The organism is Hymenobacter qilianensis, from assembly GCF_014638675.1.
Lineage (GTDB): Bacteria > Bacteroidota > Bacteroidia > Cytophagales > Hymenobacteraceae > Hymenobacter > Hymenobacter qilianensis.
This window is the reverse complement of record NZ_BMFN01000003.1, coordinates 285,047-298,896: the sequence shown is the minus strand read 5'-3', so window position 1 is coordinate 298,896 and position 13,850 is coordinate 285,047. Positions and strand designations below refer to the sequence as shown.

Annotated in this window: 12 protein-coding genes; 9 read left to right on the top strand and 3 right to left on the bottom strand. The window is 54.2% G+C overall.

Going from position 1 to position 13,850, the window contains the following annotated elements:
* The first annotated feature begins 209 nt into the window (after positions 1–209).
* From ispG to IEW06_RS15830, 5 genes are all read left to right on the top strand, one after another.
* Positions 210–2,195, top strand: coding sequence for a (E)-4-hydroxy-3-methylbut-2-enyl-diphosphate synthase (ispG, locus tag IEW06_RS15850; RefSeq protein ID WP_187734306.1), 1,986 nt, complete (start codon positions 210–212; stop codon positions 2,193–2,195).
* A gap of 645 nt (positions 2,196–2,840) precedes the next feature.
* Entirely contained in the window at positions 2,841–3,266 is a 426-nt protein-coding gene (locus IEW06_RS15845; RefSeq protein WP_187731829.1) for a hypothetical protein, read from the top strand.
* A gap of 135 nt (positions 3,267–3,401) precedes the next feature.
* Positions 3,402–4,076, top strand: coding sequence for an NAD-dependent epimerase/dehydratase family protein (locus tag IEW06_RS15840; RefSeq protein ID WP_187731830.1), 675 nt, complete (start codon positions 3,402–3,404; stop codon positions 4,074–4,076).
* 64 nt (positions 4,077–4,140) lie between these two features.
* A complete protein-coding gene (locus IEW06_RS15835) occupies positions 4,141–4,824 on the top strand; it encodes an HAD family hydrolase (RefSeq protein WP_187731831.1) in 684 nt (227 codons plus the stop codon).
* A 144-nt stretch (positions 4,825–4,968) separates the two neighbouring features.
* Entirely contained in the window at positions 4,969–5,289 is a 321-nt protein-coding gene (locus tag IEW06_RS15830; RefSeq protein ID WP_187731832.1) for a DUF6984 family protein, read from the top strand.
* A 6-nt stretch (positions 5,290–5,295) separates the two neighbouring features.
* Here the strand turns inward: IEW06_RS15830 and IEW06_RS15825 are convergent, their stop codons facing one another.
* A complete protein-coding gene (locus tag IEW06_RS15825; protein ID WP_187731833.1) occupies positions 5,296–5,754 on the bottom strand; it encodes a nuclear transport factor 2 family protein in 459 nt (152 codons plus the stop codon).
* 193 nt (positions 5,755–5,947) lie between these two features.
* Positions 5,948–7,300: a vanadium-dependent haloperoxidase gene (locus IEW06_RS15820; RefSeq protein WP_188548565.1), complete on the bottom strand. Its 1,353-nt coding sequence runs from the start codon at positions 7,298–7,300 to the stop codon at positions 5,948–5,950.
* Between the two features lie 453 nt (positions 7,301–7,753).
* On the opposite strand from IEW06_RS15820, the gene IEW06_RS15815 reads away from it, so the two are divergent.
* The 4 genes from IEW06_RS15815 to IEW06_RS15800 all read left to right on the top strand — a co-directional run bounded on the left by IEW06_RS15815 (position 7,754) and on the right by IEW06_RS15800 (position 10,427).
* Positions 7,754–7,927 (top strand): DUF6728 family protein, encoded by a 174-nt coding sequence (locus tag IEW06_RS15815; protein ID WP_165963537.1) that lies wholly within the window; start codon positions 7,754–7,756, stop codon positions 7,925–7,927.
* An 8-nt stretch (positions 7,928–7,935) separates the two neighbouring features.
* Positions 7,936–8,292: an MmcQ/YjbR family DNA-binding protein gene (locus tag IEW06_RS15810; RefSeq protein ID WP_187731836.1), complete on the top strand. Its 357-nt coding sequence runs from the start codon at positions 7,936–7,938 to the stop codon at positions 8,290–8,292.
* Between the two features lie 144 nt (positions 8,293–8,436).
* Complete coding sequence (locus IEW06_RS15805; RefSeq protein WP_187731837.1) at positions 8,437–8,817, top strand: hypothetical protein; 381 nt, start codon at positions 8,437–8,439, stop codon at positions 8,815–8,817.
* A complete protein-coding gene (locus IEW06_RS15800) occupies positions 8,814–10,427 on the top strand; it encodes an FAD-binding protein (protein ID WP_187731838.1) in 1,614 nt (537 codons plus the stop codon). Before IEW06_RS15805 ends, IEW06_RS15800 begins: the two co-directional genes overlap by 4 nt.
* 285 nt (positions 10,428–10,712) lie before the next feature.
* On the opposite strand, the gene IEW06_RS15795 is transcribed toward IEW06_RS15800, so the two are convergent.
* A complete protein-coding gene (locus IEW06_RS15795) occupies positions 10,713–13,667 on the bottom strand; it encodes a leucine--tRNA ligase (RefSeq protein ID WP_188548564.1) in 2,955 nt (984 codons plus the stop codon).
* Positions 13,668–13,850: the final 183 nt, after the last annotated feature.

Genomic DNA, 13,850 nt, shown 5'->3' with positions numbered 1-13,850 from the left:
GCTGCGCTCTGCATGACCGATAATGTGGAAACGGTTCGAATGATGCTCATGTGGGATGCTGCGCTCTTTGTAAAAAGCTGATTGAGTATAGCGCAATAATTGCTAAACCTCAAAACCCTCCGGGAAGCCGCCGGTAGCTTGTACCTTTGCTGCTCCGCAACTTTCCCTTCGCCCTGCTGGTTTTCTCCCCAGAAAATTGCCCCCCAATGATGAACAAAACCTATTGCCCCAGCCTGACCGAGTACCAGCGCCGCCTTTCGCGGGAAGTCAAGATTGGCGACGTGCCGCTGGGGGGCAAAAATCCGATTCGGGTGCAGAGTATGACCACCGTGGATACCATGGACACGCTCGGCTCGGTGGAGCAGACCCTGCGCATGGTAGAGGCGGGCTGCGAGTACGTGCGCATCACCGCGCCCAGCATGAAAGAGGCTCAGAACCTGCTGGAAATCAAGAAGGAGTTGCGCAAGCGCGGCTGCAATGTGCCGCTCATTGCCGATATACACTTCACGCCCAACGCCGCCGAGCTGGCCGCCCGCATCGTGGAGAAAGTGCGCGTGAACCCCGGCAACTATGCCGACAAAAAGAAGTTCGACTTCATCGAGTACACCGACGCCACGTACCAGGACGAGGTAAACCGCATCCGCGAACGGTTCCGGCCGCTGGTCCAGATCTGCAAGCAGTACGGCACGGCTATGCGCATCGGCACCAACCACGGCTCTTTGTCCGACCGTATTTTGTCGCGCTACGGCGATACGCCGTTAGGCATGGTGGAGTCAGCGCTGGAGTTTCTGCGGCTGTGCGAGGAGGAGAATTACTACGATGTGGTGCTCAGCATGAAGGCCTCCAACACGCAGGTGATGGTGCAGGCTTACCGCTTGCTGGTGCAAAAGCTGGACGAAGAGGGTTTGCAACCCTACCCGCTGCACCTGGGCGTAACCGAGGCCGGCGAAGCGGAAGACGGCCGCATCAAGTCGGCCGTGGGCATCGGAACATTGCTCGAAGATGGCATCGGTGATACCGTGCGCGTGTCGCTTACCGAAGCCCCCGAAGCCGAAGCACCGGTTGCCAAAGCCCTCATTGACCGCTACACTAACCGCGCCGCCGAAGCCAAACCGATTGCGCCGGTGACGGAAGTGCCCATTGACCCATTTCAGTATCACCGCCGCATTACGCGCGAAGTGCTCAACCTTGGGGGGCAAAATGTGCCGCGTGTCATGGTCGATATCTCGCGCCTGTCGTCGGTGGAGTATGCCGATTTGCGCGCCGTGGGGCAGTTGTATTCGGTGTTTCTGGACAAGTTTCAGATGAACGACCTGGGCGCCGACTATATCTACAGCGGTCAGCGCCCGGTGCCGTTTATGCTGCCCAATGGCCTGAAGGAAGTAGTAGACTACCAAGCCTGGATCGATGCCGGCTGCCGCGCCGACCATTTCCCAGTGCTCACCCAGGCCGAATACGCCACCGCCGGCCCGCAGCATACAGAGCTAAACTTCGTGTTTCAGAACCTGGAGTCGCTCACGCCGCCGGCCCTCTACCAGCTTCGCGCCGACTCCACGGCCGTCATTATCCTTTACACCGATAATGCCCACGCCATGCCGGAACTCCGGGGGGCTTTTTTCCGGCTGATCAATCATGGGGTAACTAACCCGGTCATTATCAACCGCCAGTACCCGGTGCTCACGTCCGAGCAAACCCAGCTCTACGCCGCCACCGACGTCGGCGGTCTGCTCCTCGACGGTCTCGGCGACGGCGTGGTGCTCAGCACCGAGTTGCTACCCGAGCGCGCCAAGGAAGAATGGCTGCCTACCATCGACCAGCTCAATCAGCTTTCCTTCGGCATCTTGCAAGCGGCCCGCACGCGCATGAGCAAGACGGAGTACATCAGCTGCCCCAGCTGCGGCCGTACCCTCTTCGACCTCCAGGAAACCACCGCCATGATCCGCAAGCGCACCGACCATCTCAAGGGCGTCAAAATCGGCATTATGGGTTGCATCGTGAATGGCCCCGGCGAAATGGCCGACGCCGACTACGGCTACGTGGGCGTGGGCAAAGGCAAAATTGCCCTCTACCGCGGCCAGGATGTCATCAAAAAAGCCGTACCCGAAGAACTAGCCGTGAATGAGTTAATTGAGCTAATGCGCGAAGACGGCCGCTGGATTGAGCCTATGCGGTTGGAGGAGCCGGTAGGAGTGTAGATTCTCAAATATGAAATAAAGGGAGTGCATCAGCGCATGTGTTCAACTCCCAGCTTTCTAAATTAAAGACATCTATTTCACTATAAAAATGAGTAACAATAATTTATAAATGGGCTCCAAAAATAAATCCAAAAATAAGAATGGTTTAGAATTGGGTGAGTTAATTTTCTGGTTAATGGTGATTGGAGCAGTTTCGTACACAACAAAAAACATCATTAAAAATAGCCTTCTTGAATCCAATTACAAAATAATAGACGCGGTGATAATTGATTCTAGAAATCCCCTGGGTAATAGTAGGATACCTCGAGAGTTCACTTACTCTTATCGGTTTTGTTTGGGTGATGATTGCTACACAAATAATTCCTTAGACACAGGTTATAAGATCGGTAATAGGGTTAAAGTAAAATATTACGAACGTTATCCTGCTTTTAATGAAATATATCGTGACAAAAAATAAAACTGGATGCACTGATCGGATATGTTAAACCAGTTCATAATTTTATTATTTTTGCTGCCTCAGCATATAATTTAGGAAGCTAAAATGATTAAAAGAGGCCACTTCTGGTATTGATTAAATTAGTGCAGTTCAAAAACGCTTTACAAAAGGTCCGTTATTTGCTTTCTAGCTCTGCTCGACTAGAAACCATGAAGAACTTCATTGCATTGATCCTGGTATGCCTTCTGTGCGCCGCCGCTGCGCAGGCCCAGGATATACAGTCTATCGGCAAGGATAGAAAGGCCATCAAGAAGGACGTCCGCAAGCGCGACAGAAAGTATAAAAAGCTGCGCGTAGACATGGCCGCCGACGGCACTGATATCGAATGGTATCAGGCCGGCGACAAGAACCCGGAGAATGCCACGATTGGGTTTGGCTTCCGCAATGACGTCTGCGTAACCACGCTCACGGCCCTCGCAGACTCAACGAGCCTCTTGAAGATGCAAACGAAGCTGAACGCCCGCAATGTGCAAGCCGATGAAGGCGTGTGGGATTCGAACGACGGTAAATACCGTACGAATATTACCACCAGTCCCGGCCAGTATTACGTGATTACGCGGCGGCGAAAAGGGTAGGAGCACCACGTTCTTACAAGCAAAAAGGACCCTGAAGTAAGTGGCTTCAGGGTCCTTTTTGCTTTGCTGGGGGGCTTTTTTAGCCAAGAAACGGTTGTGTTAAAACATATCAAGTAGCTGGTCGTCTACTGCTGTATGAAGATAAAAGCTATTCTGACCGGCGCGACGGGTATGGTGGGAGAGGGCGTACTGCACGAGTGCCTCAACGACCCCGATGTGGAGCAGGTGTTGTCCATTAGCCGCAAGCCCTACGGTCTGAGCCACCCCAAGCTGCGCGAAATCATCCACAGCGACTTCCACGATTTATCGGCCATACAAGACCAGCTGACGGGCTACAATGCCTGTTTTTTCTGCCTGGGCGTGTCGTCGGTGGGGATGAAGGAGCCGGAGTACCGCCGCCTTACTTTTGACCTGACTATGCATTTCGCTCAAACCGTGCTGTCCCGCAATCCGGACCTTACGTTTTGCTACGTGTCGGGCACCGGCACGGATGGCACCGGGAAAGGAAAGCTAATGTGGGCGCGGGTGAAAGGGCAGACGGAAAACGCGCTGTTGCAGCTGCCATTCCAGAAAGCCTACATGTTTCGGCCCGGATTTATGCACCCCACTAAGGGCCTGAAAAACACGCTGTCTGCTTACACTTATATTTCCTGGCTTTATCCGGTGATGCGGCGGCTGTTTCCCAAGTATGTTTCTACGCTGCGAGAGATGGGCCTTTCCATGATTAACGCCGTGCGCCACGGCTACCCCAAGCGCGTGCTGGAGGTGCCGGATATCGTGGCGCTGGCCAACGCCAAAGGTTCGGCTTAAACCGGCTGTGGGGGGCAAATCCGCGTAGAAGGCGTACTACAATTGTCCGAAATCTGCCTTCTACATGATTCAAACCGTCATTTTCGACATGGATGGCGTGCTCGTTGATACCGAGCCGCTGCATCGCGACGCCTTTTTTCAGCACTTTGCCGAGCTGGGCGTAACGCTTACGGCTGAGAAATACGCCACTTTCCTGGGCTCCTCTACCCGCAATATGTATCAGCAGTTCAAGGAAGAATTTGGCCTGACCGAGGACGTAGAGACGCTGATGAGCCGCAAGCGTGAGTTCTTCGGCAAAGCCTTCGACGAATCGACCGACTTGGAGCTGCTGCCCGGCGCCCGCGAGCTGGTCCTAGACCTGCACAAGGCAGGCATGCCGTTGCAGCTGGCCTCGTCGGCTTCCAAAGAAACGATTCACCGCGTGTTTAAGCGCTTCGAGCTGTATCCCTACTTCGATAATTTAGTTAGCGGAGAGGATTTTCCGCAGTCGAAGCCCAATCCGGCGCTTTTTCTGCACGCCGCGAAGCTGGCTGGCAAACCTCCGTACGAGTGCCTGGTAATTGAGGATTCGGCCAATGGCGTGAGCGCCGCCAAAGCCGCCGGTATGTACTGCATCGGTTTCAGCAGCCCGCATTCCGGCGGCCAAAACCTGCACCACGCCGATCAGGTAGTATCCGATCTGCGACACCTCAATGCGGAGTTGATTCTGGGGCTTTCAACGCCGGTTGGTTCTGTAGTAACAAAGTAGAGACGCCATAGTTGGAGTCTCCTCGTTGAACGATTGGCGTAAACTAAGGTCGAACGGCTCAAACGAGGAGACTCCAACTATGGCGTCTCTACCTTGTTCTAAATAACTCAGCCAGCCGTAGAACTTCGGAGAAGCTCCCTGTCAATGGAAAAGCGTCTGCTAACCTTGCTCGAACTAGGCTTGCTCATTTACATGCTGCGTGGCAAGCCAAACGTTGAGCGGATACTTGCGCTGCTGCCCGCCGCTGAAGTAGAAGAAATGGACGATGGCGGTATGGGCAGCTTGCGCTTTGTCAGCAACAAGCAAAACCGGCGTTTGGGAAAAATAGTAGCTGAGCTTTGGTATAAGGATGTAGACGAAGTGCCCGTGCTGGCCTCACTCTATCTGGATACCGAAGGCGACTTGTATGAGCTGGACAGTTGGAAAGCGGATTCTACGCCGTTGAAGCGCATACCCAATTTCTGACTTGGCTTACTTGCACTTCTCCTTGCGCCGCGTGTCGATGATGTGCACGATTTTCCAGCCCTCGGCCAGCTTCACCAGCTGAAACGAATTGTAGCCGCAGTGGCTGAAGGTGGTGCCCACATAAAACTGGTACGGCGTCCAGACGCTGGCCAGGTTGGCGTCGATAAGCACCTGCTCGAAGGTGATGCGCTCATCGTACACTTCTTTGTGCGGCGTACCAACGCTTTTCAGAAAACCCGCCACTTTCTCCGTCTGCACCTGCGTTTTGCCCTCGCGGTTGGCAATCACCTGAAACACCGCTCCGGGGGCCAAGGTGCTCCGTGCCATCGTGCTGTCGCCGCGGCGCAACCCGTCGAAAAAGGTGGTGATAGTTTGCTTAACGGCGGCAGTTTCGGTGGCGCTGGCCTGGGCAAAAGCAGCAAAATTGCCCCCCAGAAGGCAGGCAGCGAGGAGAAGTTTTTTCATGAATGCGAGGTGGGAGAAAGTTGCGAAGTTTACTACGACAATAAGGACGCGGCTGATTAAAGGTAAGCTGCGCAGTTGCATTTATGTGCTGAAAAAAAGCCCCCCACAGCGTATTTATTCACGCAAAAAAAGGTGTTTGCCACTTCTGAGAAGGACAAACACCTTTTACCGGATTGCTATACCTTTCTAATTGCTAATTTGGTGTTAGGTCAAGGTCAGCAATTACATTACCTAGTTCTTTACCCATCTCTATAGAAGCAATCTGTGTAAATGGATAGTGTATGCCAGCGTAGACCCTGGAATAAGCAGCTTCTTCTCTCATGGCCGAAATAGATGGATACTGCCGGGTAGGTAAACCTTTCCAAGCAAACGCGTTGTCTGTTACCGGAACATCGCCGAATTCTCTTATTAGCACTTGCGTAAGAGGAGCGTTTATTCCGACAAGCCCGGAAGGATACTCAGGGTAAGGAGGCGAGGCCAAATACGATTGCCAGGTTGGATCAATGTGTCGCTGGATATACGTAACCGGGCGAATAAGATTATACTGAAATTTGCCTCTAAAGGTATTAATAGGGCCGTCCTTCATCGCAATGCCGGTTTTGGCATACACTTCTGCCGCCCGCCCCAGCCTGGCATTATGACTTCTCAACAGTCCGGTTGTAATAGAAAGCAGATGGTAGGGGGCCGGAATGCCTACGCCCGCTACCCCCCCTTCAGCCCACCAGTCTGGTATTGCTTTTTGCTCTGGGGTTAAGGCTTTACCAATATCATACACTGCTTTTGCCTCTTTATAAAAGGCAGAGGATGGATCTTCTGAATAAGCAATTGGTGGTGGGGGAGCAGTTGCCGTTAAGCTGTAGGCCAGAAAAGGCCTTGAGTTCTGTAAAAAAGGCCCTTGTGGAGCGGCAAAGGCAGGGGGTGTACGCACCCAGGAACCGGGAAATTCCGGTAGCACATACCCTTGGCTGCCTAGATTAAAGTTATCGGTGGTGGACCAGTTGTAGATAGCACTCGCAACGGCTCGCCCGTGAGCTTGCGAACGGGTTAACACGGCATCGGCGGTACTTAGTCGGTAGCGGTTGTTGTAGGCGTTTTCTAGCGAGTCCATCCGAGCCTTATCCTCGTCGGTCAGGCCCACTAACAATTGCTTGTACATACTGGCCAGGGCCGCATTGGCACTGGCGCCCCACACATACTCCCGGCCCGGCTCCGGGGCGGGCATGGGGGGCATTTGGTACAGTTTAGTAGATAAACTGATGGCCCCTCTGATGCCCGGCCGCACGGTCTCGTACAGGCCGACGCCGATGTACCCGAAAGCCCGGTTGTTGGCGATGGTAACGGGTAAGGGGTTTCTACGCAGTTCAATTTTTGCAATCAAATCATACCAGTCGTACACGACGTTGGCACTTTCCTCCTGGGCGGTTTTTGATGGCTGGTGAAATATTTCCTCGTACAGCTCGTCGCAGCTGTAGAAGAACATTGCGGACATGAAAAGCACGAACAGACGAGCTGCTTTTCGGTGGCTGTTCATAGATGTAAGTTTCATAGCGAATAATTGGTTTGGTGAAAGAATGCCGATAGAGTAATCGCAAGAAACTCAGGCGCGGATTGTCTATTGAGTGGACATTCTGATTTCCAAGTGTGACAAGCGAGGGAACGGCTTCTATTGCCTACTATGCGCATAGAGTAGCGCAAAGCCGTTGGCGCGGTTCTGTACGTCCGGTGGGGGACTTTTTCGGACGAATCCGGATTCAAGGAGTAGTTACTTTCTGTTCATATAAATTAAGTAAATATTAATATAAGTCAAAATATTATTTGATTAATTATAATTAAATAAAATCGTTATAATGAGTTTAGCCGTCCTAAAAATTGGCTTTCTGAGGTCGTAAACCACTTTTCTCCCTTTGGTGGAAGGCATAAGTTTATGTAATTATTTTACCTTGCAACCAAATCATTCCGGGCTGCCGGATGTTCTTAATGCATACCAAAAGCCACTGCAATGAAAGGTCGTAACCTGTTTAATTTCGGTCCTGCCCTCGGTTATTTCTTCCGCAAGAATGACCCGAACCGGCACACCAATTTCAACCTGCGTACCATGCATTTCATCAATAAGCTTTCCATGGCTATGTTCCTGGTTTGCTTGCTGGTAATGCTGTTCCGCTACGTGCTCTAGTCTAAAAAATGAACATCGAAGATTATCGCGACTACTGTCTGCTCAAGCCCGGCGTAACCGAGGAAACGCCCTTCGACGAGGACACGCTGGTATTCAAGGTGGGGGGCAAAATCTTCGCCCTTACCAGTATCAGCCAGTACGGCAGCGTTAATCTGAAGTGTGACCCCGAGCGCGCCGTGCAACTCCGCGAGGAGTTCGACTACGTGTTGCCGGGATACCATATGAATAAGAAACATTGGAACACCGTTGTCATTGGCAGCGGTGTATCTGCTTCTCAGCTCCGCGAGTGGACCGATCATTCGTACGATCTGGTGCGAGCGTCACTGCCCCGCGCAATCCGCGAAGAACTCGCGAAGGATAGTTAAGACTTCGCTGTAAGACGCTTTCGCTATGAGGCCGTGCCGGCTAAACCACATAAGGTTTGGCTGGTACGGCTTCTTTTATTTGAGAACTTGTTTTTAGAATATTTTATATATACATTATAATTATACACATTATGCGAGCCTGTTATGAGTCGATATCTACCTACTATAGCGGTGCTGGCCATCATAAGTGGAGCCTTATCGGGCTGTATGACCACCCGCATCGCCACCATTTATGACTGCGACACGGTAGCGAATGACCCAAATAGTACTAAAGTCGTTACGTCGTATTTCTGGGGCCTGAAACAGCCGGCCGATATCAAGCCACCCTGCGATTCGCGCTTTAATCACCTGAACAGCGTTACGGTAAACACCAACTTCGGCTACTTCCTGCTTTCCCTGGTCACGGTAGGCGTCGTGACGAAGCAGCGGGTAAGCTGGTGCTGCGCGCCCTACACGCCCGCCGTTGACACACTGGGGCTGGGACCCGTAGCAAGGCCCGAACTCCGTTTATCCGTCCGCCCATGAGCCTGCCCAACGGAATGGAGGCGCTCCCAATGGCGGAGTGGACCAACCGGCACGAGAACTTCACGCAGCGCCTGCAACCCAGCGCCTGCTTTAAGCTGCGCATTCCCAACCTGCCTACCAGCCAGGCGCAGTACCGCCAGACGACGGCCAACTTCCAGTGGCTAATTCGGTACGGCATTGAGCACAACGTGCGCCTGCGGGCCATCGGCAAGGGCTGGTCGTTTTCGGAAGTGTGCGTAACCGATGGCGGCTTGGTAGATACCATGGCTTTGCGGCAGTCATTTGCCCTCCAGCCGAGTATGGTAGCGCCGGCTTACCAGAGCGCCGGACGCACGGCCGATAATCTGTTTTTTACGGAGTGCGGCATGAGCATCATTGGGCTGGAGCAGCAGCTGGAGCCCCGCAAAAAGTCGGTGCGGGCGTCCGGGGCCAGCAACGGGCAAAGTATTGTGGGCGCATTATCCACGGGAACACATGGGGGGGCTTTTCGCTTCGGCTCCATTCAGGAAACGGTGGTGGGCCTGCATATCGTCACGGGCCCCGACCGGCACGTGTGGCTGGAGCGGGCTTCATATCCGGTGGCCGCGCCAAAATTCACGGACTGGCTGGGCGTAACCGACGTGTTTCGCGACGACGACCTATTCAATGCGGCCTTAGTCAGCTTCGGCAGCTTCGGATTTATTCATGGGGTGCTGCTGGAAACGGAGCCGCTTTTTTTGCTGGAAGAATCCAGCTCGCCGCGCGTGCCCTACCGCGAGGGGCTAAAGCGGCTCATGACCAACCTCGACCTGACTGGCCTGAAGCCGTGGCTACAGCTTCCGCTCAACGACCCCACGCGCCAGCCTTACCACCTCACCATCATCATCAATCCTCACCAGTTCGACCCCACGGGCGCCGATCCGAACCGGGGCGTGTTTGTGCAGCTGCTGTTTAAGGCGCCGTACCGGTCGGTGTATCCACGGCGGCCGGCGCCAGCTTCAGGTTTTATTTATGGTGATAGTTCTCTGGGTTTGATTTCGACGGTGCTCGACCATTTAGGCAATGCCGGCGTGGCGTTGGTGCCCACGCTGGTCAATCGGCTGTACCCGCTGGCCTTGGAGCGCAACAACGGCACAGCCGGCACCATGAGCGAGACCTTCGACAACACCAACATCCGAGGCAAAGCAGCCAGCGCCGCCATCGGCATAGACAACCGCGACGTGCTCCGCGTGCTGGCCGAAGTCCACTCGCTCAACCAACAGACGCCCTTTCCCGGCGTGCTGGGGTTGCGGTTTGTAAAAGGCACCAAAGCTACCCTGGGCTTCACGCGCTTCCCCGTCACGGCTGTGTTGGAGTTCGACGGGGTAGAGGCCCGGGTCACGCGCCGGTTTCTGGAGATGATCTGGGCCCGCCTGGAAATCCTGAACATCGCCTACACGCTGCATTGGGGCAAAATCAACTTCAACCTGACTAAGCCGCGCCTCCGCAAAATGTACGGCGACACCGCCGTAAACCAGTGGCTCGGCTGCCGCCACCGCCTGTTGGACGCTCCTACACGCCGGGTATTCACTAACCCCTTCATGGAGCGCTGCGGCTTGGATAAAGATCCGGCGCAAGTGCCTGTGGTGTAGGGTCGCCTCACCCCCCGGCCCCCTCTCCTAAGGGAGAGGAGGAGCCTGACGCTTGGCCTGCTCAGCACCTTCGGCTCTCGCCTCAGATACTGCTACCAATCTTAGATTATTTGGAAAAGCAAAAAGCCCCCCAGAGATACTCTGGGGGGCTTTTTCTGAGGTAAAGCGAGTCGAGCGGTAGCGGTTACGGAGGCGCTAGCCGACGTAGCCGCGTAAAACGACTAGCGTCAGGCTCCCCCTTTCCCTTAGGAGAGGGGGCCGGGGGGTGAGGCCAATCGTGGGGCTCTACACTACCACATTCACCATCCGGCCGGGCACCACGATTACCTTTTTCGCTGCTTTGCCTTCGCTGAACTTTTCGAAAATCTCGGAGGCCAAGACTTCCTTCTCAATATCAGCGGCAACGGCAGCGGCGGCGAAGGTCATTTTGCCGCGCATCTTGCCGTTGAAGGAAATGGGATAATCGATGCTGGCTTCTTCGAGGTATTTCTCCTCGAATACTGGGAATTGAGCGTTAGTAATGCTGCCGGGCTCGTGACCTAGTTCAGCCCACAGTTCCTCGGCCAAGTGAGGTGCGTAAGGAGAAATAATTACCGTGAGTGGCTCCAGAATAGCGCGCTTGTGGCAATTCAGGGCCGTTAGCTCGTTCACGGCAATCATGAAGGTGCTGACGGAAGTGTTGAACGAGAACCGCTCAATGTCTTCCTGCGCCTTTTTGATGGCTTTGTGCAGAGCCTTCAACTCGGCAGGCGTCGCGGCCTCGTCGGTGACGGCTAACTTTCCATCTTCGGGGTGGAACAAGCGCCAGAGCTTCTTTAGGAAGCTGCTCACGCCGCTCATACCGCTGGTATTCCAGGGCTTGAACTGCTCCAGCGGCCCCAAGAACATTTCGTAAAGACGCAACGCGTCCGCGCCGTAACGATTGATCAACTCATCTGGATTGGCTACGTTGAAGCGGTTTTTCGACATCTTCTCAACCTCCCAACCGCAGATGTACCGCCCATCATCTTCAGTGATGAATTCTGAATTAGTAAAGTCAGGACGCCACCGACGGAATGCTTCCATGTTCATGAAATCATTCTCCACAATGCTTATATCCACGTGCAGAGCAGAGAAACCCTGAAAGCCATCGACATGATTAATAACAACGCCCAAATCGCGCTTATTAAACTCAGCAGGATAGTTTTTTATAAAGTTCTTAATCTCATCAATTGTAGATGCATCACCAGCTTCATACTTATCCAGCTTACCTTTTGATATAAAAATTGCAGGCGGAAAATACTTCGATAAAGCTGATTGCGAGCTTTGTCTTGAATCCACATTCCAAGTCAGATTCAATCGATACACGAAGTTCGAGCGGCCCAAAATCATCCCCTGATTAATCAGCTTCTGGAAAGGCTCGTTGCCACTGACGAGGCCCAGATCCTTCAAAAACAGATACCAGAAACGGGCATACAGCAAGTGGCCAGTAGCGTGCTCTGCTCCCCCCATGTAGAGGTCAACGGTTTGCCAGTACTGCTCGGCTTCCTCGCTCACAAACCGCTCGTCGTTGTGCGGGTCCATATAGCGGAGGTAGTACCAGCTAGAGCCGGCCCAACCGGGCATAGTGCTTAGCTCGAAGTCGAACTTGCCGCGGTACTTCCAATCCTGCGCGCGGCCCAGAGGCGGCTCGCCGGTTTCGGTGGGCTTGTACTCGTCGATTTCGGGCAGCACGATGGGTAAATCAGCTTCGGCAACACCATAGGCCAAACCTTCCTTATAGTAAATCGGGAGGGGCTCACCCCAGTAGCGCTGACGGCCAAAAATGGCGTCGCGCAGGCGGAAGTTTACCTTGCCTTTACCCAAGTTGTGCTCTTCCAGCCAAGTAATGAGCTTGTCGTTGGCTTCTTTGAAGGTGAGGCCGTTGATGAGCTCAGAGTTGATGTAGCGGCCTTCCTTGGTGGGGTCGGCTTGCTGATCGAGGTTCTGCTGAGCGTCGGTGACGGCGATGATAGGCAGGTTGAAGTGCTTGGCGAAGAGGTAGTCGCGCTGGTCGCCACTGGGCACGGCCATCACGGCGCCGGTGCCGTAGCCAGCTAGCACGTAGTCGGCCAACCACACGGGCACAGGCTCGGCACTCACCGGATTGATAGCGTAGCTGCCAGTAAATACACCCGACACAGTTTTGGTGTCGGCCATACGGTCGCGCTCCGAGCGGCGCTTACTGGCCAGCACGTAGGCTTCTACGGCTTCTTTTTGCTCGGGCGTAGTGAGCTGGGCGGCCAACTCGTGCTCGGGGGCCAATACCATGAAGGTGGCGCCATAAATTGTGTCGACGCGGGTGGTGTACACCTTAATGCCCTGCTGGGGGGCATTTTGGAGCGGAAACGTAACCTCAGCGCCCACCGAGCGGCCGATCCAGTTCCGCTGCATTTCCTTCACCGGCTCGGGCCAGTCGATGGTGTCGAGGCCCTGAAGCAGGCGGTCGGCGTAGGCTGTGATGCGCAGGTTCCACTGGGGCATCAGGCGGCGCTCGACGGGGTAGCCGCCGCGCTCCGAGAGGCCATCTTTCACCTCATCATTGCTGAGCACTGTGCCCAGGGCCGCGCACCAGTTCACGTACGTATCCGACTGATAAGCCAAACGATAGGGGTGAACCGCGTCGATGCGCTGCTTCTCGGTCATCATCTGCCACTGCCCGGCCGTGAAGTCGTGGCGCTCGTCGGCGTCGCCGGCGGCACGCACGCCGGCGCTGCCTTTCTCGCCAAAAATATCCTGCAAGGTGCGGATGTTCTCGGCGCGGTTAGTTTCCAGGTTATACCAAGAGTTGAACAGCTTGAGAAAAATCCACTGCGTCCACTTGTAATAGCTAGAATCGGAGGTGCGAATTTCGCGGCTCCAGTCGTAGCTAAAGCCCAGCGACGAAAGCTGCTCAATGTATCGCTGAATGTTCTCGCGGGTGGTCTTCTCGGGGTGCTGCCCGGTCTGGATAGCGTACTGCTCGGCGGGCAGGCCAAATGAGTCGAAGCCCATGGGATGCAGCACGTTAAAGCCCTGCAAACGCTTGAAGCGCGACACAATATCGGAGGCAATATAGCCCAGCGGATGACCTACGTGCAGGCCCGCGCCTGAGGGGTACGGGAACATGTCGAGCACGTAGTACTTGGGCTTGTCGAAGCTGTTGCTTACCTCGAAAGTTTTATGTGTTTTCCAGTGGGCTTGCCACTTTTTTTCAATTTCCTCGGGACGATACGCGGGCATTAGCAGGAGTTTAGGCTGTTCTGAACAGGCGAAATTACGCAAAAAGCCGCGCGGCTCCTTGATAAATAGCCTATGGTAGCTACAAGGCAGGTTCCGTCAGCTCTGGGGGGCTTTTTTAGGCGCATGCTGAGGTTGCCACACTATCTGTCATGCAGAGCGGTAGGGAAGCATCTCGCTCACGGT